The following is a 19,244-nucleotide window of genomic DNA, read 5'->3' as shown; positions in this document are numbered from 1 at the left end:
ATACAAACCTTAGCAATCTTTGCCAGTATCATCTCTTTTGCTATATGTTTTGTTTTTTTAACAATACCAGCATGTATAGCCTTATTTAGATTCTTCAAAACTGATCTAGGCACATCACTTTCATTTGAGAAAAAATTGAAAACCTATTTTTAATAGCATATGAAGAAAATACTAATTATAAATGGTCATCCCGATAAGGAAAGTTTCAATTTTGGATTATCAGAAGCATACAAAAAAGGAGCTAAAAAATCAGGTGCTAAAATTGATGAAATAAACATTCGGGAATTAAATTTTGATGTAAACCTAGAATTTGGATACAGAAAAAGAACTGAACTTGAACCTGATTTATTAATTGCGCAAACTAAATTAAAATGGGCAGATCATTTGGTACTAATATATCCTGTTTGGTGGGGTTCTGTCCCTGCTATAATGAAAGGATTTTTAGATCGAACTTTACTTCCTGGATTTGTCTTTAGCAAAAGGGAAAACTCCTTGTTCTGGGATAAATATTTTATAGGCAAAACAGCTAGAATCATTTGCACATTAGATCAACCTAATTGGTTCTATAAATTGATAAATAAAGCTCCCAGTCACAATGCTATTAAAAAAGGAACACTTCAATTCATTGGTGTAAAAAAAGTAAAGATTACTGCTATTGGTCCCATTAGATTATCCAAAACAGCGTATCGAGAAAAATGGTTGAAAAAAATTGAAAAACTTGGGCTTCTGAATAAATGATATACTATACAAAATGAAAAATAATGGCAACATTCTTATATCCATGGGAATAGCACATACGCTTTTAAGTATATCTCCTTTTGCATTTGGAAAACAATTTATTAGTTTTAAGAATCAATTGTTTTTAAAAATTAGTGAGGGATTATTAGAATTCCCACTCCTCAATGGACAAATGAACTATGAAAACTTTGCAGCATTTTGGTTCTTTTATTTTGGTCTATTGTTAATTCCTCTCGGAATACTTTTGGATCATATAGAAAAATTAAATAATCAAATACCTAGAGGTTTTATCTGGGTGTACTTTATAATAGTATTAATTGGAGTATATATGATTCCATTTTCTGGAATGACCTTTTTAATGTTACCTCATGCTTTTTATATGATGATAAAGAGAGTTAAGACATAAATCCAATCAATCAAAATCTATTATAACAAATTTTTAATTTTAATCACAGTATAACAACAATGATGACCATATCTATCCTAGTTATTTTACTTTTTATTTTAACAACACTCATCACTTTATTACTTTTTTATCAATCATTCAAAAACAAAACCGTAATGATTGGAATTATAATTTGGATGACTTTTGTAGGAATTTTAGGGGTCTCAGATTTCTTTAGAGTAGTAGATGTTTTTCCTCCTCGGTTTATTTTTCTTATAGCACCAGGAATGCTAGTAATACTCATTTCTTTTCTCACTAAAAAAGGTAGAAATTTCCATGGTAAACTAAATTTAAAATGGTTGACTTTACTTCATAGTATCAGAATCCCAATCGAAATTGTATTATTCTATATATTTATGGAGGGTTATATTCCTGAATTAATGACTTTTGAAGGATATAATTATGATATCCTTTCAGGAATTACAGCTCCAATTATATACTACTTGGCATTCAAAAAAAAATGGATTGGGAATAAGGGGCTTTTAATTTGGAATTTCATTTGCCTAGCATTACTAATTAATATTGTTACCATTGCTGTATTAAGTGCTCAAACTCCCATTCAAAAACTTGCTTTTGATCAACCAAATATAGGGGTAACCTATTTCCCTTTTGTTTGGCTTCCATCCATTATTGTTCCGATTGTACTGTATGCACATCTAGCTAGTATTTCGCAAATATTGAGAGCTTTAAAAAAAGAAAACAATAACTAGTGATAAGTACATAAAAATGTTTACTAATTTTTAAATAATTTTGAAGGTTGTTACTACACCAAAGCTCATTACATTTTCAATGAAAAAAATCCCTATAAAAAAGAAGAATTGTAAACAATATAAAAGTGATAAGCATGACAAAAATTATTGATTTAAGTCAGGAAATTTATGAGGGAATGCCTGTTTATAAGGATCTTCCGCAAGTTAAAGTGACCGTTCATAATTCACATGAGGAATGGAATGGTATAAAAAATCCGACAACTAAGACACCTGCCGTACACAAACTAGAACTAGGAGAACATACCGGAACTCATGTAGATGCTATAAATCATATGGAAATCCAGCATAAGGGAAAATCAATTGATACAATGCCATTATCTATGTTCTATACCGAAGGTATCTGCTTAGACTTTTCTCATAAAGGACTTCAAGAATTAATTGAACCGAATGAAATTGAATTTGCTTGTAAAAAAGCTAATTTAGAGATCAGAAAAGGTGATACTGTATTGTTTTATACCGATCATTATAGAAAACACTTTGATTCTGAAAATTGGAGCAAAGGTCCAGGAATAACAACTGCATCTGCAAAATGGCTTGGCGAAAAGCAGATTGCAGCTTTTGGAGTAGAAACTATGTCTCCAGGAGTTCCGGGAATATCTAACAAAGAAGTTCATCATGTTTGTGGAGATATGAATTTCACACATTATGAGAACATGATAAACTTACATTTACTAATAGGAAAAGGAAGATTTAGGTTTATCGGATTGCCTCTAAAAATTAGAGGAGGAACAGGTTCTCCAGTGAGAGCTGTTGCTATTTTTGAATAAAAGATTAACGGAAATAGTTCCTAAAATCAATATGAAAACCGAATCTCAAGTTAAAATGAAATTTTAATGGCTATTCCAACCAACAAAACAGCACTAATTCTTGCTATAGAAAATGACTATGCTAATTTAAAAAAGGATTTAGATACTATTCCTTTAGAATTGACCAGCATCAAGGAATTAGATGGACATGCAAAAGATACTAAAATGAATATCTGTAATGTTGTTTCCTATTTAATTGGTTGGGGAGAGCTAGTACTTTCATGGAATCAAAAAAAAGAACGTATGAAAGAGGTTGATTTTCCCGAAACAGGTTATAAATGGAATGAGTTAGGAGAACTAGCACAAAAATTTTATTCGGATTACGAGCATCTGAATTACAAAACACTTCTATCAAAATTGGATGTTACAGTCAATGAAATTTTAGAATTGGTAAAAAGAAAGAGTAACTCAGAACTGTATCAAAATCCTTGGTACAAAGAATACACTTTAGGCAGAATGATACAACTAAATACCTCATCTCCATATAAAAATGCAAGAGCTAGGGTTCGAAAATGGAAAAGACTAAAAGAACATAGTTGAAGTGCAAACAATATTTATTTAGGAGGCATTATACTATTTATATGACTTTAATAAGTTATCCATTCCTATTCATTAAGATTATTCTAAAATTATAGAGGTTACGTTGGCTTTTAGTATCTTGGTGCAGTTATCATAATGTTATAGTATTTTTTACTTCTTTAATTGATATGCATACCGTTGAAAAATTCTCTCCAGAGCTGAACAAAGTATACTTTATAGAAAAGCATACCCTTTTTCATATTTTATCTGGTACTGGAAGTATTCAAGTAGATTTTAAAAATTATTTCGATTGGCAGGAAAAAGCTATTTTCTTAGAAAAAGGGCAATACATAAAATTCCTATCCGATACTTTTACAGTAAGGAGAATTGAATTTTCAAATGATGAAAAATTTTATAATACAGAAGTAAGAGTATTATTCAAGCATCTCATTTCATTAGGGTATATTGATCTTTTTGAGTGTTCTGAGTGTAATAGTTTTTTGTCTGAATCGGCTTTAGCAGAGAATTCTTCTGATATTATTGATATATCTTCTAAGCAATGGTATTGGCAAAATCCTTTTAAAGCGAATAAAGAAGAATATCAAATCATTTTCGATGTAAAAGATATAATCGATCAAGAATATGCTAATAATTTAAGTGGTAAAGATCTAGTTAGTCTTATCAATGAAAATGGTTATAATGCTCAGGCTTTAATAAAAAATAAAATTGGATTATCTATAAAGAACTTAGTAAGCTCCAAACGATTGCAAGAAAGCCAAAAACAAATAGCTTTCACAGACAAAAACATTCAGGAGATTTCTTATGATTTAGGGTTTAAAGATGATGCATATTTTAATCGTGTTTTTAAAAACTCTATAGGTCAAACTCCGAAACAATTTCGTGAGAACTTTGATTTTAAAAGACGTGATGTATTTACACAAGACATTTTAGAACTTCTACAGAAATATCATACCACCGAAAGATCTTTAGAGTTTTATGCTGATAAAATGAATCTTTCCATTAAAGCCCTTTCTAACAAGGTAAAATCAAAAATGAATGTTACTATTGGGCAACTAATACGATTAGAACTAGTTAATACTGCAAAATTTATGCTTCTCGAAGATGAATCTATCACCGCTATTTCGAGAACTCTAGGTTTTGAAGAGCCTAATCATTTTACTCGATTCTTTAAACACTACGCTGGAATCACACCTTCAGACTTTAAATCCAAAAAGTACAATTTGTAGTCCTTTTTTGGTAACATTTTTACTTGAAATCTGCTTCATCTTTGCAGTGTATTAATCATTTAAATAAACAAAAAGATGAATATTAAAGAACAAGTACAAAAAATGGATGCAATTGTATCAAAAGGAGCAATTGTAGAAGCCGTAAAAGAATTTTTCGCTAGTGATGCTGTTACCTCTGATTATGGAAGTAGTGGAACAACTGGTAAACCTGAAATGATTTCAAAAATGGAAGGGTTTGCTGGATCTATCGCTAATGTAAATGGAATTGAACATCATTATACTATTGTGGATGGTAATGTATCTGCATCAGAATTTACATTTGATTTTGATATGAAAGATGGTAGTAAAATCTATTGGCATGAAATCATTCGAAGAGTTTGGAATAACGAAGGAAAGGTAGTTAAAGAAGAATACTTTAACGCAGCATAAACAAAAACACAAAACATTAATATTTAAACAAAAAAATTATGAAACTTATCAAATTATCAATCGTTTTAATCGCTTTTTTAGCAACTTCTATAGTATCTGCACAGGATAAAAAAGCTAATAATATAGACAATAGTAATATTGCTTTACAAGGATATAGTCCCGTTTCTTATTTAGACTTAGGATTAGCTCAACGCGGAAATAAACAATTCAAATCTGAACACCAAAAGGTTGTTTACTATTTCACTTCTGCAGAGCAGAAAAAGCAATTCGATAAAAATCCTACTAAATATTTACCAGCTTATGGAGGTTTCTGTGCCTTTGGAACCTATGCAGGAGCAAAATTTAGAGTAGATCCTTCAAAATTTATAGTAAAAGATGGAAAATATTATTTATTCTTAAACAATGTAGAATTGGATGCTAAACAACTATGGCTTGCAGAAAATAACCATAACAAACTTAAAAGTACAGCAGATAAAAATTGGGCTAAATTAAGCAAAACGCATAATTAAGGTTTGGTTCCTTTTCATGAGGATAACGGTTTAGGTAGTTACTTAAACCGTTATTTCTTTTTTAGATTTAAGTATAGAAACCAAAAGGAAAACCTATATTTATGACTTTATATGAATACAGATTTAACCAAAATATCATCGTTTTTTGAAACGGAATATCCGTTAAATAAACATGGGTTAAAAGAATTGTTAGATCTATTTAGTATCAGAAACATAAAAAAGAACACGCAGATTCTTACCGAACATAAAGAAGAAAGACAATTACGTTTCCTGAACAAAGGAGTTATTAGAGAGTACTATTCATCAAGTAGTAAGGAAACGAATATTAATTTTTATACAAAGCCACAGTTTGTTACAGACTTGTCTTCCTTTATCAACGATACTAATACTAAAAAAAATCAAGAGACATTAACCGATATTGAGTTATTGGTAATAGATAAAACTCCATTCAGACAACTTCTGCAAAAATATGAATGTGGAAAATCATTTATTGATTTATCTTTTCAAAAACTATTAAAGCAAAAAGAACTTTTTGAATATAACAGAATGACCAAATCGTCTGAAGAATTGTATCATGAACTATTGATTTATAAACCAAACTGGTTGCAAAAAATTCCTCAGTATCATATAGCTTCTTACTTAAATATTACTCCTGAAACATTAAGTAGAATTCGAAAACGCATTTCTTGATTCAAATCAATGGAGTTACATAAACGATGCTCTAATTTTATCTCTTGAAAAGACAAAATTATGAAGATACATCATATTAGAAATGCTACTATGGTCATTGAAACTAACGATAAAGTTATTTTAATAGACCCAATGCTCAGCAAAAAAGGAGCTGCTGGACCGTCCTTTACATTCTTCAGGTACAAACCCAAACGAAACCCAATTCTTAATCTACCTGATAATGCAATGGATATCATCAATAAAACTACACACTGTTTACTAACACATTTACATCCAGATCACTTAGATAAAGCGGCAGAACAATTTTTAAAATCAAAAAACATCCCGATAATATGTAGTGTTAAAGATGAAAAAACACTTCGTAAACGAGGTTTACATGTTTCACAAGTTGTAGACTATTGGAAAGCCTCAGATTTTTTAGGAGGAACTATAGAAGGAATTCCTGCAAAACATGGATACGGTTTCGTGGCAAAACCTATGGGAAATGTTATGGGATTCTACATACAACTTCCTAATGAAAAAACGATGTATTTAAGTTCGGATACTATTTACACAGAAGACGTTGACAAAGTACTTAAACAATACAAACCCGATATTAGCGTAGTAGCAAGCGGAAGAGCACAACTAGACATCTTTAAACCACTATTAATGACAATGGAGGATATCGTCAAGTTTGTAAAGAACTCACCAGATAAGGTAATTGCTAATCACTTAGAAGCCGTAAACCATTGTCCAATTACTAGAGAAGAATTGTCATCTGAATTAACTAAAAAAGGATTAATAGACAGGACATTTATACCACAAGATGGACAAGTAATGGTGTTTGAATAGAGAACTAACCAATAAATAAGATAAAAATACAATTCACTATTTCGAAAATACGATTCGTCATACTTTTATAACGATTCGGGCACAAAAATTACTTTCTCAAAATGCTAGCTAGTAAATTAATTACAAATTAAGTAGTTATGTTTTTAAGCACAGTTGGAATTATACATTTTGCTTCATCTATTATTTCACTAATATCAGGAACCATTGTAATAGCAAAGTCCAAAGGCACCAAAACTCATAAACAAGTAGGATATGTGTATACATTATCCATGATCATACTTCTTATTACTTCTTTTATGATTTATCGTTTGCACGGGACTTTTGGAGTTTTGCATTGGTTCTCCGTTATTAGTAGCATTACGTTACTACTAGGAATGCTTCCAATGATTCTTAAACGTCCAAAAAGTTATTTACACTTACATCTTAGTTTTATGTATTGGAGTGTTATCGGACTATATTGTGCCTTTTTTGCAGAAGTATTAACACGCATTCCTTTTATTCTTAAAGTTGATCAAAATATAATACCTGTTTTTTATGCACTTGTTGGTGTCGCAACCGGACTAGTTGGAGGTATGGGATCTTTATTTTTTAGAAAATATAAGAAACGGTGGGAAAATCTAATCGATGATTTTCAATAGCTAAGAATTATTAACATAAAAAGTAAGCGCTATAGATCATATAGCGCTTACTACTAATGTACAGACTACTATTTTGGCATTACAACATCTCCAATCACATGAATCACTCCATTGGAAGCCATAACATCAGTTTTTACTATTTGGCTGTAATTTCCATTTTGATCTTTCAGCCAAATTTTTCCATCCTTTTTCATAACTTTTAATTTAGCTCCGCTAAGTGTCTTTAACTCGGCTTTACCTCCTCCACTTTTTAACGCTTTTACTACCGCTGAAGCATCAATCTTACCAGGTATCACATGATACGTAAGAATAGAGGTTAATTTTGCTTTATTAGCAGGTTTTAGTAAAGAGTTAAGTGTATTAGCGTCAATTTTAGCAAAAGCATCATTCGTTGGAGCAAATACTGTAAATGGTCCATCACCTTTTAAAGCGCCTACCAAATCCGCTGCTTTTACTGCTGTTACCAGAGTTGAAAAATCTTTTACAGAAGCCGCTACATCTACAATATCCTTTTTAGATTGTGCGAATACAGATTGAGATACTACGAATAAGAACAGTGTTGATACAATAAAAATTAGTTTTTTCATGATTTTATTTTTTAATAATTAAACATTTTTAAACGCGTTTTTCATTATCATATACACAAGTTTGTTTCGTTTGGATGAGTTTGGATGAGATTTTTTTTAAATTTGATGAAGCCAATAAATAAATGAAAGACGATTTAGTACTCATAAAAAAGTTACAGAATCAAGATACCCAAGCTTTGTCTAGGGTCTATGATCTCTATTCTGGGGCGATTTATGGTGTTATTTTACGAATGTGCAAAGACGAAAGTTTAGCACAAGATTTATTACAAGAAACTTTTATGAAAATTTGGCAAAAATCACACACTTATGACCCTGATAAAGGAAAGTTTTTTACTTGGTCTTATCGAATTGCTAGAAATATTACGTTAAATTCTTTAAGAAAAAAAGATACCCTCATCCAAACCGAGGATTTAAGTGTATATAAAGAGAGAAGTACTTCTGAAGCAGAAAAAGATATCACACAACTAGAAGGTTCCCTGAAAAAGTTAGAACCTCATCACCAAAAAGCTTTAGAACTTGTATATTTTAACGGGCTTACTCATAGAGAAGCTCATGAAGAGATGGATGTCCCCTTAGGAACATTTAAATCTTATATCAAACAAGCTTTGAAAAAGCTAAGAGAATCTTACAAAGAAGAACTTGTGATCGTATGGATTATTATTGAAATGATGAGATGATGGACAGGAATACAATAAAAGATACAGGAGTACTAGAACAATACCTATTGGGAGAGCTTTCGGAAAAGGACGCTATCGCAGTAGAACAAATTCTTAATGAAGATCAAGAATTACAGACATACTTTAACAAAATGGAGGATGATATGGAACAAATGGCTTTCGAAAATGCCATCGCTCCTCCCACTCATATTAAATCTGATCTACTCAATTCGATAAAAAATAGTGAAACGGTTTCTGAAGAAGGTGTGATCCCAATCCAAAAAAAGAAAAAAATCTCATATCGTTTTGCTATTGCCGCCAGTCTTGCAGCACTCTTTTTAGCTTCTTCGGGATGGTTTTATAATGAATGGAAAAATACAAAAGCAACCATTGTTACTTTACAAAAGGAAACTACTAATTTGCAAGATAGATTGGTAACTATAGAAGGTGATCTAAAAGAAACTGATAAATGGTATCAGGCTATCAATAATCCAAAAGTGATTCAACTCGTACTGAACGGAAATGATAAATCTCCTACCTCTACTGCTATAGCCTATGTGAATCACCAAAATAAAGAAGTGATTCTGAATCCTCAAGGACTTTCTAAGTTAGACAATACCAAAACATATCAAATGTGGGCAGATGTTGACGGAGAAATGATTGATATGGGAGTTATTGCGCAAGATCAGGAAATGATGATCATGAAATATATTGAGAATGCTGAATCCTTAAATATTACGATAGAACCTGCTGGAGGAAATGATCACCCAACAGTAGAACAGTTAATTTCTAATGTATATTTATAGCATATTTGAATTCAATAATACTATCTTAAAACTACTATTCAATGATATTTGAAACGCATCAACTAAATACGATACAAAGCAAATACATTGAATCCATATTCCATTTTAAAGATTTTACACCAGATCATTCTATAGAGCGTGTAGTGCCTACAGGACATGTTTTCGTCATATTTGAATTAGATAATATTCCGAGAAATACTTTTGACAATACTACCTTAAAACCAAACAATACCTATACGAAGGTTTGGATATCTGGAATGCATAAAAATTACATTTCAATTTCTGCTCATCAAAAATCAGAAATGTTTGTTATTCAATTCAAACCGTTTGGCACGTATCCATTTTTTCATTTCCCCACAGAAAACTTAAATGAAAAAATATGTTCTTCTGAAGAAATTTTTGAAGACGAACTCCTACTACTGAGAGACAATATTCTAAAGCAACCAACATCGCAAGATAAATTCAAAGTTGCCGAAAACTGGTTATCAAAAAGATATGACGCTACAAAAGTTCCTTCTGAGGAATTACTAACGGTTATTAAAAAATTACAACAGGAACCTGCATCACATTTAAGCAAGATTATAGATCATTATCCGCACACTCAAAAACACTTGATTGATCAATTCAAAAAATATATTGGTTTAACACCAAAATACTATCAAAGAATTGTACGATTCAATGATATTTTGTTTCAAATTAAACAACAAGAAAGTATTCTTTGGTCACAAATAGCATATCAATGCGGATATTCTGATCAATCCCACTTTATCAAAGAGTTTAAACATTTTTCAGGTTTCAATCCTAAAGAATTTATTAAACAAGAATTCAATAAAGATGAACCTAATTTCTTTCCTTTAGATAGAGAAGGTTAATTTTTTACTATACTAATACAATATCTTTTAAGTACTTCGTATCAAACTTTATGATATGCCAAAAAATACGCTCATTCTTTTCTTCTTACTTCATGGGTTATTTGTTTTTTCTCAAAATGAAAATCTACAAAAGCAACGAGTACTTTCATCTATTGATTCCACGTATTCTCCAGAACTTGTTTTGAAACAGGAATTTATTGTTAAGGTCCCATTAGATTCAGTCTGGAATGCCTATACAACTAAAAAAGGTTTTGAAAGCTGGGCCACAGCGATAGCAGAAATAGATTTTAAAGTAAATGGAACCATTAAAACTAATTATAATAAGAAAGGTATAATCGGAGATGAAAACACAATTACATTGCATATCATAAATTATGTTCCAAAGCGTATGCTGACCTTACAAGCAGAGATTACTAAAAACTTTCCTCAGTTTATGAAAGAGGACGAAAAAGATCTATACAATACTATTCTTTTTGAAGAAATAACAGCAACGACTACAAAAGTAATTTCATATGGAATCGGCTATAAACATACTCCAAAATATATGTCCTTAATGAAGTTCTTTATTCAAGGAAATGAACAATCTTATTTAAATCTTATCACTTATTTAGAAACAGGGAAACCATCAGTTAACTATTAAATTATGAGTCAAGCATTACAAACCATGATTAATAATATGCCTGAAAAAACAGGTAAATCATTAGAGGAATGGAAATCTATTTTAAAAGAAAAATCATTTATTAAACACGGAGAAGCTGTAAAGTTTTTAAAACAAGAACATGGAGTGACTCATGGTTTTGCAAATACCATCGTTACCTTATCAAAAGAATCCGATGAAACAACTGAGGATTTAGTAGCAAATCAATACAACGGTAAAGAAAGTTTGATTCCCATCTATGAAAAACTAATAACTGTAGTTGACTCTTTTGGTACAGATGTAACCAAAACCCCTAAAAAGACCAGCGTTAGTATTATTAGAAAAAGACAGTTTGCATTAATCAAACCAGCTACTAAAACGCGTATTGATCTAGGTTTAAAACTTAAAGGAAAGTCTACAACAGATCGATTACTAGATTCTGGACCATTCGGAACAATGTGTACCCATCGCGTTCAATTACAAACAATAGAACAGGTGGACGACGAATTAATAAACTGGCTCAAAGAGGCCTATGAAATGTCGGTTTAGATTAAAAACATATATAGTTTTTAAAAGGTATTCATACTTAAGAGGTAGCAAAATTAGTATCTTCGTTGAAGGTTTTATATTCTAATTTTATGAACGCAAAAAGTCTTAGCGATACTGCCGCAAAAATTTCTTCTTACATCCATAGAACTCCTGTTTTAACTTCAAGACTACTCAATGAAATTTCGGGAACAGAGCTTTATTTTAAGTGTGAAAACTTTCAACGAATGGGGGCTTTCAAAATGCGTGGTGCCACACATGCCATTTTACAACTGTCTAATGAGCAAAAAGCCAAAGGAGTAGTTACGCACTCTTCTGGTAATTATGCGCAAGCATTATCACTTGCTGCACAAAGTTTGGGAATAAAAGCATATATCGTAATGCCATCAAACGCTCCACAAGTTAAAAAAGATGCTGTTAGAGACTATGGTGGTCATATTATAGAGTGCCCTCCTACTCATAAAGATCGAGAAGAGACTGCAAATAAGATACAAGCGGAAAAAGGAGCTACCTTTTTACATCCTTATAATGATCATAATGTAATATTGGGACAAGGAACTGCCGCTTTAGAATTATTAGAAGATCATCCAGATCTCGACTACCTCTTTGCTCCTGTTGGTGGTGGTGGACTAATTGCTGGAACTTCTCTAGCAGCACACTATTTTGGTACTAATTGTACTGTAATTGGTGGAGAACCTTTTGAAGTTGATGATGCTTATCGTGCGTTACAAAGTGGAACTTTGGAAATTAACGAAACCACAAATACCGCCGCAGATGGACTTAAAATGCCATTAGGTGATCTAACCTTCCCTATTATTCAAAAATATGTTTCAGAAATTATTAGAGTGGATGAAGAGGAAATCGTCGTTGCTATGCGTTTGATTTGGGAACGGATGAAGATTATTATTGAACCTTCTTGTGCGGTTCCTCTTGCAGCTTTGCTTAGAGAAAAAGAACGTTTTCAAGGTCAAAAAATAGGAATGATTCTATCTGGAGGTAATGTAGACTTAAGTAATCTCCCTTTCTAAAAACACTTTTATTTTTTTTTAACATTATCTCAAAACGTCAATAAAAACAGTCCTTACAAGCTTAATCTCCTAATAAATTAGTTATACTCCTAATAAATTAGTTGCTCAACTAATTTATTAGGAGTATGTTTGTAATATCAAATTCAGAAATCATGCAAAAGTTAGCCAAAAGAGAAGAACAGATCATGCAGAGTTTATGGAAACTCAAGAAAGCTTTTATCAAAGAGATTATTGAAGAGTTACCAGATCCCAAACCTCATTATAATACAACAGCTACTATAGTGAAGATTCTGGAAGAAAAAGGGTTTATCAGTCATAAAGCTTTTGGTAACAGTTTTCAGTATTATCCTTTGATTTCTAAAACAGATTACCAAAAAGATGTTTTAGGTGAAGTAGTGAACAACTACTTCGACAATTCACCTCTTGCGTTGGTTAAATTTTTCGCTAAAGAAGAAAAAATCAATACTGAAGAATTAGAAGAAATCATCAAACTCATCAAAAACAACAAGTAATGGCTTATATCATCTATAGTTCAGCGCTTATAGGTTTATCCTATATCATTTATCAGTTATTTCTTTCGAAAGAAACATTTTACAATCTTAATAGATGGGTTTTGGTAGGCTTAGTAATCATTTCCTTTTCTTTACCATTTATTTCTGTACCCGAAAACATTTCGTTTAAAACTACCATATTTCAAACTTCGGCAACCGAAATTGAAAATACAGTTGTCACGGAAAAGAATACTCCAATCATTGAAGATGAGATCACATTAGTAGACTCCACTCCTATTACATCCACTTCAGAAAGTATTACAGAAACTATAGCTCCTTCTATTATCTCTTTGGATTGGAAATCAATTCTGTTATATATCTACGTATTAGGTATAATGGCATTTGGGATTAATTTCCTGATTCAACTTGCAGTACTCATTTTCAGAATGATCAAATATCCAAGTATGGAAGTGGACACATATAAAATTGTTGAAACTGACACGAATCATGCTCCCTACTCTTTTTGGAATCGCATATTTATAAATCCTAATCAATATAATCCGGATACCTATTTGCAAATATTAAAGCATGAACAAATGCATATTTCCGGAGCTCACAGTTTGGATATGCTATTAGTAGAATTGTTAGTTACCATACAATGGTTTAATCCATTCGCATGGTTATATAGAAAGGCTATTGATAACAATCTAGAATACCTTACAGATGATGGAATGCTTAAGAAAGGTGAGGACAGAGAGATATACCAAATGAATTTACTAAAAGTTTCAACCCCAGATATGCCAACAGGTTTGGCAACAAGTTACAATCAATCATTTCTCAAAAAACGAATAATTATGATGAATTCTAAAAAATCAACAGCAAAATCAGGATGGAAATACCTAATCATTATTCCATTACTGGCACTAACCGTATTATCTTTTAATCCGGTTCACATGAATCCGACAACAACAGACAATGATGCATTCTATTCTGATGAATTAGAAACTCCTTCTGAAGAACATTTTAAAGAATCTGCATTCAAGAACGACTACACTAAAGGTGCTTGGGATGCTGAACTTGGAGGTGGAAAATTATGTGTAATGTATCGAAATGCCGAGCCTCTAAAGAGAAGTTACTGGTCCATAACTAGGTGCTATGATCCATCTTTCTTTGCAGGTTTCCCATCGGGAAGCAAACAAAAATTTGAAATCACTAGAGATGCTGGAACCATGCTATTCACTGGTGAGTTTGAAAATGGACTTGGTGATGGTAGATATACCTTTACACCAAATACTAATTTCAGTAAAGCATTGTCTAACTATGGATTCAGTGTTGACAATGAAGATCTAGTACATTGTTTCTTAACTGATTTTGACAATTCATATTTATCATATTTGAAGCAAGAAAACCTTTCATTAAATCAGGATGATTTTGAAGATATCATCCATAAAGGGCTTTCTCTTGACAAACTAAAACTGTACCGAAAAGAATTAGCCGTTCTAGGTTATAGCAACTATACCATGAATGAAGTGAGTAAATTAAATCTCTTTGATGTTGATGCTGCTTATATTAAATTTATCAATAAGGTGAATGGTCAACAAACATCTTTAAAAGAAATTAGAAAAGCTAAAATTCACAACTTATCTCCTGAGTTTATAAAATCTTATACAGATAAAGGATACAAGAAAATGAGTTTAAGCGATTATATGAAATTAAAGATTCACAATGTGTCTCCCGATTTTATTGCGAATTTCAAAAAAGAAGGATATACGGACATCTCTGCAAAGCAGGCGCAAAATCTTAAGATTCATAATGTTACACCAGAGTTTGTACAGGCATATAAAAATGCTGGTTTCAGCAATATTACTCTAAAGGAAGCTCAGAATCTTAAAATACATAATGTGACTCCTACATTTATAAAAAGCTTTCAAAAAATGGGATATCCAAATATTACCTTAAAAGAAGCAAAAAATTTAAAGATTCATAATGTTACACCAAGCTTAATCGAATCTTATAGAAAAGCGGGACAGAAGAATATTTCTTTAAGAGAAGCAGTTAAGTTGAAAATTCATAATATCACTCCTCAATTAACCAAAGCTGCACAACAACATAGTCAATCTAGTTCTACCAATAGCTCCGGAAAAGGGTATCAAGAAAGTCAACAAACAACACCAAATGATTTTATTAAACAATTCAAAGCTCTTGGTTATGAAAATGTATCTGTAGATGACATCATCTCATTAAAAATTCATAATGTAACTCCTGCATTTATAAAAAGATATCACGACGCAGGATATAAAGACATTCCTTTAGACGAAGTAGTGGGATTGAAAATTCATAATGTGACTCCTGAATTTATTAATACTTTCAAAAAAGCAGGATATAAAAACATTTCACTGGATGATGCTAGATCGCTTAAAATTCACAATGTATCTCCCGATGATGCTGCGGAATATGTGAAAATAGGATATAAAAATCTATCCTTAGATGATCTTAGATCCCTTAAAATACATAATGTTACTCCGGAATTTATTAAAGAATTTAAAAAGACAAGGTTTGGTAATCTTCCGTTAGATGATATTATATCTTTTAAGATTCATAATGTAACTCCTGAGTTTGTAAAACCTTTTGAAGATCTTGGATACGCTAATATTTCTGCTGATCAGGCAAGAAGTCTAAAAATCCATGGTGTTACTCCAGAGTTTGTGAAATCTTTAAAAGATCAGGATAATGATATTTCATTGGAACAAGCAATCCGAATCAAAATTCATTTTTAAGTGAGCAATATTTCAAACTAACCAATCACTTATACATTCATCAATCATTGAAAATGCTGTTAATTGATCTCATTAACAGCATTTTATTTTTTAACCCGTATAAAAGTCCCTTCATAAAAAAGTCCTGTAGGTTCATCATTCTCGTTGAACTGAATCGATTTCATATGATATTCATCTTCACTCATCCATTTGTAATTGTAAATCCTATATGTATTAACAGCTTCTCCCTCGAAAGTTAATTTTAGCTCTACATTTCCGTTTACATCAATTGTTCCTTTTCCTTTCCCTGCTCTAATAGTTCCAAAACTTGATAAATGAAAAACCTCCTTTGTTCTAGGATTATAAGACCAAAAAATATGTCCATTCGGTTCAGGTCCATCTATAATTGATAATAAACTATTATCTGTGTTAATTCCTCTTGAAATAGTATGATGATTTGGAATATTAATAGTTTCTGTACCATTTCCCCAGTTATGAGTCCATTTATCATCCTTAAGAGTCCACTCACCTACGAATTTACCAAATGGATTTTTCGAAATATCATTCATATTTTTTCCATTCGATTCATATTCGATAGCTACTTTTTGTGCATATGCTTCTGCATAATTCAGCATTAAAATCAATACAAAATATTTTATAACAACTTTCATTTACTAAGGTTTATATTAAATCTATAAAAGAATTGTTTACACTTTTACTTATGTATGTGTAATCCTATTTGTCTGTGTATTCTAAGTGAATTATCTTTTCCCCTACGCCAGTAAGAAATCCCTGTTCCAGTGCTATTTCCTGAATATCCTGGAACTGACCAATCCACATAAAAACCACCATATTTAATATACCCATCACCTACTTTATCATAGGCATAAGTCATTATTTCAATGGAATCTATGGTTGCTGGATGTTTATAATACCCTTTATAATGTTCTATCAAAACGGACTTTCCGGTTTTAATAGTATCAGCAAATGGTAAGTACATCGCATCATCGGTATAGGAATCGGCAGTTCTTTCTGGAATTCTTGCTTTTACATTACTTTTACCCAAAGCGGAGTACGCAGCTAACTCCCTTGGTGCTTGGATTGGGTTAGGAATCTTATTGCTCGCTTCGGGTACTAAAAATACAGTTGGGTCATCTATAGGTTGAAGGTAGCCAAAAGATTCTGCTCTTAATTTCAGTTTCTTTTTACTATCTTTCTTCCATACATTCAAGTATTTTCCTTTCACTTTTGTTTCGTCTGCAAATACTTTGGTAAATAATCCTATTTCAATAATTCTATTTGGAAATTCTAAAATATCTACAGTTTTTCTATCATATTCCTTTACACCATTTCTATTAAATATTGTATTGTAATATGTTTTAATGTTTTGATTACCTTCTATTAAAGGGTTATAATCGGTCATTAATAAGGATTCTTGATCATACAATTCTTCTATTACTTCAAAGGATTTGGTTTTTGCTGCATCTATTATCTTTTGATTATACACTGTCAAAAGATTCTCAACTGATATCGCATTTTTAGGATCTTCTTGCTTTTTGTTTTTGGAATTATTACAAGCTACGACTAACATTATAACTAGGGTAAAAACTATGTGTTTTTTCATTGTTTTTTGATTTAGTGGATAATATTTTATAGAAAATACATACTACTGAATTTCACCTATGAATTCATATTAAAGATTACCTTCCATATTTTTAAAGAGTTATCTTCCATTCTTCTGAAGACGAACATGTTTTTAGTACTAAAAGCGACAGGTTTTTGCATGTTCGACGGGTAAAACATTCCTGTTACGCTTCCATGCATTACCACGATTTTATCATAAGAATGCATTTCTAAAATTTCATGTTTCATATCCGCTAACCCGTATTCTTTTTCCTTTTCAATATGCGCTATCAGTGTAGGTTTATCAGAAATTAATGGATGATTCGGAGCCATATGTACTAGATCATCCACCCATACGATCATTTTATCTTCTGTAGAAATACTATGGTCATCTAATACTTCTAAGATAGCTTTTACAGATTTCTGATCCTGTTCTAAAGAAAATTTAGGATTTTCTTCTATATGAGTACATTGCAAAAAAAGGAATGAAAGAACTAAGAATATTGGGATTCGATTATATATCATCATACTTATAACTTTGGTATTAAAACGATAAATGTTTATTTAAAAAAGGTAAAACTCTTGTAGCGATACGACCTTCATCTCCCCAATATTTATTCCATGGATCACCCACAAACTCTACTCCTACATGGTCAACTCCTAAATCCATTAATTTTTTACTAAATCTTCGATTAGAAATCACATGATCTTGTGTTTGATCAAATCTTGCCCAATCAAATGCTATTGCTTTGAGACTTCTTAAATTCTCTGCGTAATGATCTAATCGTTCATCTAAATGAAACTCTTTTTGCTCTTTTCTTACATTATTGGGATCCAGTTGGAGTGCTCCATTTTCATCTTTTTCAAATAGAAAATCACAATATAAGGGAGCTCTGTTAGCATTAGGAAGAAATGCTTGACAAACACTAGCAAAAATTTTAGTTCGTATATCATCACCTACTTCTTCAAATGATTTGGCTTGATGGATCTTTTCCCAATCTACACCCAAAGAAATTCTAGGAAGATATCCAGAACCGGTTGCAACCGGATGCAATGCATATACAATACCGAACATTTTAGGATATTCCATAGCAACTTTCAAAGCTCCTCTCCCACCCATAAAATGCCCAAATACAGCTCTACTATCTTTATCAGAAATAGTTCTATACTTTCCATCAATAAAAGGGACTAATTCTTTGCTAATAAAATCTAGCCATAAACCACTTGTACTAGAATTTTCATACAAACTTCCTACTGTAGGGGAACTGAAGTCTGCTACTACAAAAACAAATTCTTTTGTTATCCCCTTTTCAATACTTTTATCTATAATTTCTGGGGTCTTTTGATCAGAAACCACACGATCTATATTTTCAAAAAGACTATGTAAATAATAAACTACGGGATATTTTTTTCTTGATGATGAATAACCTGGCGGAAGATAAATTTTGATATCTCTACTAGTGTTTAATCCAATTTTATTGGCTCTTAAAACAGTAGATTGAATTGTCTCCTCTACGACGTTTCCTTTCATTCTATATTGCGCAGAAGTAACATTAAAGAAAAACACTATGAAAAGAGAGAATAATGCAATTTTGGAATACTTCATTGGTCAACTTTTAA

At 31.5% G+C, this 19,244-nt stretch carries 24 protein-coding genes; 19 read left to right on the top strand and 5 right to left on the bottom strand.

Features of this window, described 5'->3' with window-relative positions; genetic code table 11:
* The first annotated feature begins 159 nt into the window (after positions 1 to 159).
* From GBO31_RS19940 to GBO31_RS19890, 11 genes are all read left to right on the top strand, one after another.
* On the top strand, positions 160 to 738 hold the full coding sequence (locus GBO31_RS19940; RefSeq protein ID WP_219010235.1) for an NAD(P)H-dependent oxidoreductase: 579 nt from the start codon (positions 160 to 162) through the stop codon (positions 736 to 738).
* Between the two features lie 13 nt (positions 739 to 751).
* Complete coding sequence (locus GBO31_RS19935; RefSeq protein ID WP_219010234.1) at positions 752 to 1,144, top strand: DUF6463 family protein; 393 nt, start codon at positions 752 to 754, stop codon at positions 1,142 to 1,144.
* 155 nt (positions 1,145 to 1,299) lie between these two features.
* Positions 1,300 to 1,893: a hypothetical protein gene (locus GBO31_RS19930; protein ID WP_246615928.1), complete on the top strand. Its 594-nt coding sequence runs from the start codon at positions 1,300 to 1,302 to the stop codon at positions 1,891 to 1,893.
* A gap of 134 nt (positions 1,894 to 2,027) precedes the next feature.
* Positions 2,028 to 2,720 (top strand): cyclase family protein, encoded by a 693-nt coding sequence (locus GBO31_RS19925; RefSeq protein WP_219010232.1) that lies wholly within the window; start codon positions 2,028 to 2,030, stop codon positions 2,718 to 2,720.
* 66 nt (positions 2,721 to 2,786) lie between these two features.
* Positions 2,787 to 3,299 (top strand): ClbS/DfsB family four-helix bundle protein, encoded by a 513-nt coding sequence (locus GBO31_RS19920; RefSeq protein WP_219010231.1) that lies wholly within the window; start codon positions 2,787 to 2,789, stop codon positions 3,297 to 3,299.
* A gap of 167 nt (positions 3,300 to 3,466) precedes the next feature.
* Positions 3,467 to 4,525 (top strand): helix-turn-helix domain-containing protein, encoded by a 1,059-nt coding sequence (locus GBO31_RS19915; RefSeq protein WP_219010230.1) that lies wholly within the window; start codon positions 3,467 to 3,469, stop codon positions 4,523 to 4,525.
* A gap of 75 nt (positions 4,526 to 4,600) precedes the next feature.
* Entirely contained in the window at positions 4,601 to 4,954 is a 354-nt protein-coding gene (locus GBO31_RS19910) for a hypothetical protein (protein WP_219010229.1), read from the top strand.
* Between the two features lie 38 nt (positions 4,955 to 4,992).
* The gene (locus tag GBO31_RS19905; RefSeq protein WP_219010228.1) at positions 4,993 to 5,463 is read left to right on the top strand and encodes a YHS domain-containing (seleno)protein; all 471 of its coding nucleotides are present in this window, start codon (positions 4,993 to 4,995) and stop codon (positions 5,461 to 5,463) included.
* A 111-nt stretch (positions 5,464 to 5,574) separates the two neighbouring features.
* On the top strand, positions 5,575 to 6,153 hold the full coding sequence (locus GBO31_RS19900) for a Crp/Fnr family transcriptional regulator (protein WP_219010227.1): 579 nt from the start codon (positions 5,575 to 5,577) through the stop codon (positions 6,151 to 6,153).
* A gap of 60 nt (positions 6,154 to 6,213) precedes the next feature.
* Entirely contained in the window at positions 6,214 to 6,984 is a 771-nt protein-coding gene (locus tag GBO31_RS19895; protein ID WP_219010226.1) for an MBL fold metallo-hydrolase, read from the top strand.
* Between the two features lie 137 nt (positions 6,985 to 7,121).
* Positions 7,122 to 7,622, top strand: coding sequence for a DUF2306 domain-containing protein (locus GBO31_RS19890; RefSeq protein WP_219010225.1), 501 nt, complete (start codon positions 7,122 to 7,124; stop codon positions 7,620 to 7,622).
* A gap of 68 nt (positions 7,623 to 7,690) precedes the next feature.
* Here the strand turns inward: GBO31_RS19890 and GBO31_RS19885 are convergent, their stop codons facing one another.
* A complete protein-coding gene (locus GBO31_RS19885) occupies positions 7,691 to 8,209 on the bottom strand; it encodes a fasciclin domain-containing protein (protein WP_219010224.1) in 519 nt (172 codons plus the stop codon).
* Positions 8,210 to 8,331: 122 nt separating this feature from the next.
* Between GBO31_RS19885 and GBO31_RS19880 the strand changes: the two genes are divergently transcribed.
* The 8 genes from GBO31_RS19880 (at position 8,332) to GBO31_RS19845 (ending at position 16,022) form a co-directional block, all read left to right on the top strand.
* Positions 8,332 to 8,886 carry an RNA polymerase sigma factor gene (locus tag GBO31_RS19880; protein WP_219010223.1) on the top strand — a complete coding sequence of 185 codons (555 nt, stop codon included), beginning with the start codon at positions 8,332 to 8,334 and terminating at the stop codon, positions 8,884 to 8,886.
* Positions 8,886 to 9,671 carry an anti-sigma factor gene (locus GBO31_RS19875; protein WP_219010222.1) on the top strand — a complete coding sequence of 262 codons (786 nt, stop codon included), beginning with the start codon at positions 8,886 to 8,888 and terminating at the stop codon, positions 9,669 to 9,671. Before GBO31_RS19880 ends, GBO31_RS19875 begins: the two co-directional genes overlap by 1 nt.
* A 41-nt stretch (positions 9,672 to 9,712) precedes the next feature.
* Positions 9,713 to 10,543, top strand: a complete 831-nt coding sequence (locus GBO31_RS19870) for a helix-turn-helix transcriptional regulator (RefSeq protein ID WP_246615927.1) — start codon at positions 9,713 to 9,715, stop codon at positions 10,541 to 10,543.
* Between the two features lie 55 nt (positions 10,544 to 10,598).
* On the top strand, positions 10,599 to 11,183 hold the full coding sequence (locus GBO31_RS19865) for an SRPBCC domain-containing protein (protein ID WP_219010221.1): 585 nt from the start codon (positions 10,599 to 10,601) through the stop codon (positions 11,181 to 11,183).
* 3 nt (positions 11,184 to 11,186) lie between these two features.
* Positions 11,187 to 11,729, top strand: coding sequence for a DUF4287 domain-containing protein (locus GBO31_RS19860; RefSeq protein ID WP_219010220.1), 543 nt, complete (start codon positions 11,187 to 11,189; stop codon positions 11,727 to 11,729).
* An 89-nt stretch (positions 11,730 to 11,818) separates the two neighbouring features.
* A complete protein-coding gene (locus GBO31_RS19855) occupies positions 11,819 to 12,754 on the top strand; it encodes a threonine ammonia-lyase (RefSeq protein ID WP_219010219.1) in 936 nt (311 codons plus the stop codon).
* 152 nt (positions 12,755 to 12,906) lie between these two features.
* Positions 12,907 to 13,266, top strand: coding sequence for a BlaI/MecI/CopY family transcriptional regulator (locus GBO31_RS19850; protein ID WP_219010218.1), 360 nt, complete (start codon positions 12,907 to 12,909; stop codon positions 13,264 to 13,266).
* Positions 13,266 to 16,022, top strand: a complete 2,757-nt coding sequence (locus tag GBO31_RS19845; protein WP_219010217.1) for a M56 family metallopeptidase — start codon at positions 13,266 to 13,268, stop codon at positions 16,020 to 16,022. The genes GBO31_RS19850 and GBO31_RS19845 overlap by 1 nt, the downstream gene beginning before the upstream one ends.
* An 83-nt stretch (positions 16,023 to 16,105) precedes the next feature.
* Here GBO31_RS19845 and GBO31_RS19840 read toward each other — a convergent pair whose 3' ends face one another.
* Genes GBO31_RS19840 through GBO31_RS19825 form a run of 4 tightly spaced genes read right to left on the bottom strand, consistent with a single transcriptional unit; the run spans position 16,106 to position 19,230 of the window.
* Positions 16,106 to 16,672: a hypothetical protein gene (locus GBO31_RS19840; RefSeq protein ID WP_219010216.1), complete on the bottom strand. Its 567-nt coding sequence runs from the start codon at positions 16,670 to 16,672 to the stop codon at positions 16,106 to 16,108.
* Positions 16,673 to 16,716: 44 nt separating this feature from the next.
* On the bottom strand, positions 16,717 to 17,625 hold the full coding sequence (locus GBO31_RS19835) for a hypothetical protein (RefSeq protein WP_219010215.1): 909 nt from the start codon (positions 17,623 to 17,625) through the stop codon (positions 16,717 to 16,719).
* 56 nt (positions 17,626 to 17,681) lie between these two features.
* Positions 17,682 to 18,152, bottom strand: coding sequence for a hypothetical protein (locus GBO31_RS19830; protein ID WP_219010214.1), 471 nt, complete (start codon positions 18,150 to 18,152; stop codon positions 17,682 to 17,684).
* A gap of 16 nt (positions 18,153 to 18,168) precedes the next feature.
* A complete protein-coding gene (locus tag GBO31_RS19825) occupies positions 18,169 to 19,230 on the bottom strand; it encodes an alpha/beta hydrolase (protein WP_219010213.1) in 1,062 nt (353 codons plus the stop codon).
* Positions 19,231 to 19,244 lie beyond the last annotated feature (14 nt).

It is taken from the genome of Aquimarina litoralis (assembly GCF_019295435.1).
Lineage (GTDB): Bacteria > Bacteroidota > Bacteroidia > Flavobacteriales > Flavobacteriaceae > Aquimarina > Aquimarina litoralis_A.
The sequence above is the reverse complement of the archived record's forward strand: the minus strand, read 5'-3'. Positions and strand labels throughout refer to the sequence as shown.

What these genes read in the sequence shown, in the direction of transcription:
- GBO31_RS19905 (WP_219010228.1), top strand. Translation starts at nt 4,993, where the DNA reads ATGAAACTTATCAAATTATCAATCGTTTTAATCGCTTTTTTAGCAACT.
- GBO31_RS19900 (WP_219010227.1), top strand. Translation starts at nt 5,575, where the DNA reads ATGAATACAGATTTAACCAAAATATCATCGTTTTTTGAAACGGAATAT.
- GBO31_RS19890 (WP_219010225.1), top strand. Translation starts at nt 7,122, where the DNA reads ATGTTTTTAAGCACAGTTGGAATTATACATTTTGCTTCATCTATTATT.
- GBO31_RS19920 (WP_219010231.1), top strand. Translation starts at nt 2,787, where the DNA reads ATGGCTATTCCAACCAACAAAACAGCACTAATTCTTGCTATAGAAAAT.
- GBO31_RS19930 (WP_246615928.1), top strand. Translation starts at nt 1,300, where the DNA reads ATGATTGGAATTATAATTTGGATGACTTTTGTAGGAATTTTAGGGGTC.
- GBO31_RS19855 (WP_219010219.1), top strand. Translation starts at nt 11,819, where the DNA reads ATGAACGCAAAAAGTCTTAGCGATACTGCCGCAAAAATTTCTTCTTAC.
- GBO31_RS19940 (WP_219010235.1), top strand. Translation starts at nt 160, where the DNA reads ATGAAGAAAATACTAATTATAAATGGTCATCCCGATAAGGAAAGTTTC.
- GBO31_RS19910 (WP_219010229.1), top strand. Translation starts at nt 4,601, where the DNA reads ATGAATATTAAAGAACAAGTACAAAAAATGGATGCAATTGTATCAAAA.
- GBO31_RS19840 (WP_219010216.1), bottom strand. Translation starts at nt 16,672, where the DNA reads ATGAAAGTTGTTATAAAATATTTTGTATTGATTTTAATGCTGAATTAT.
- GBO31_RS19865 (WP_219010221.1), top strand. Translation starts at nt 10,599, where the DNA reads ATGCCAAAAAATACGCTCATTCTTTTCTTCTTACTTCATGGGTTATTT.
- GBO31_RS19875 (WP_219010222.1), top strand. Translation starts at nt 8,886, where the DNA reads ATGGACAGGAATACAATAAAAGATACAGGAGTACTAGAACAATACCTA.
- GBO31_RS19885 (WP_219010224.1), bottom strand. Translation starts at nt 8,209, where the DNA reads ATGAAAAAACTAATTTTTATTGTATCAACACTGTTCTTATTCGTAGTA.
- GBO31_RS19880 (WP_219010223.1), top strand. Translation starts at nt 8,332, where the DNA reads ATGAAAGACGATTTAGTACTCATAAAAAAGTTACAGAATCAAGATACC.
- GBO31_RS19825 (WP_219010213.1), bottom strand. Translation starts at nt 19,230, where the DNA reads ATGAAGTATTCCAAAATTGCATTATTCTCTCTTTTCATAGTGTTTTTC.
- GBO31_RS19845 (WP_219010217.1), top strand. Translation starts at nt 13,266, where the DNA reads ATGGCTTATATCATCTATAGTTCAGCGCTTATAGGTTTATCCTATATC.
- GBO31_RS19860 (WP_219010220.1), top strand. Translation starts at nt 11,187, where the DNA reads ATGAGTCAAGCATTACAAACCATGATTAATAATATGCCTGAAAAAACA.
- GBO31_RS19915 (WP_219010230.1), top strand. Translation starts at nt 3,467, where the DNA reads ATGCATACCGTTGAAAAATTCTCTCCAGAGCTGAACAAAGTATACTTT.
- GBO31_RS19850 (WP_219010218.1), top strand. Translation starts at nt 12,907, where the DNA reads ATGCAAAAGTTAGCCAAAAGAGAAGAACAGATCATGCAGAGTTTATGG.
- GBO31_RS19925 (WP_219010232.1), top strand. Translation starts at nt 2,028, where the DNA reads ATGACAAAAATTATTGATTTAAGTCAGGAAATTTATGAGGGAATGCCT.
- GBO31_RS19935 (WP_219010234.1), top strand. Translation starts at nt 752, where the DNA reads ATGAAAAATAATGGCAACATTCTTATATCCATGGGAATAGCACATACG.
- GBO31_RS19835 (WP_219010215.1), bottom strand. Translation starts at nt 17,625, where the DNA reads ATGAAAAAACACATAGTTTTTACCCTAGTTATAATGTTAGTCGTAGCT.
- GBO31_RS19870 (WP_246615927.1), top strand. Translation starts at nt 9,713, where the DNA reads ATGATATTTGAAACGCATCAACTAAATACGATACAAAGCAAATACATT.
- GBO31_RS19895 (WP_219010226.1), top strand. Translation starts at nt 6,214, where the DNA reads ATGAAGATACATCATATTAGAAATGCTACTATGGTCATTGAAACTAAC.
- GBO31_RS19830 (WP_219010214.1), bottom strand. Translation starts at nt 18,152, where the DNA reads ATGATGATATATAATCGAATCCCAATATTCTTAGTTCTTTCATTCCTT.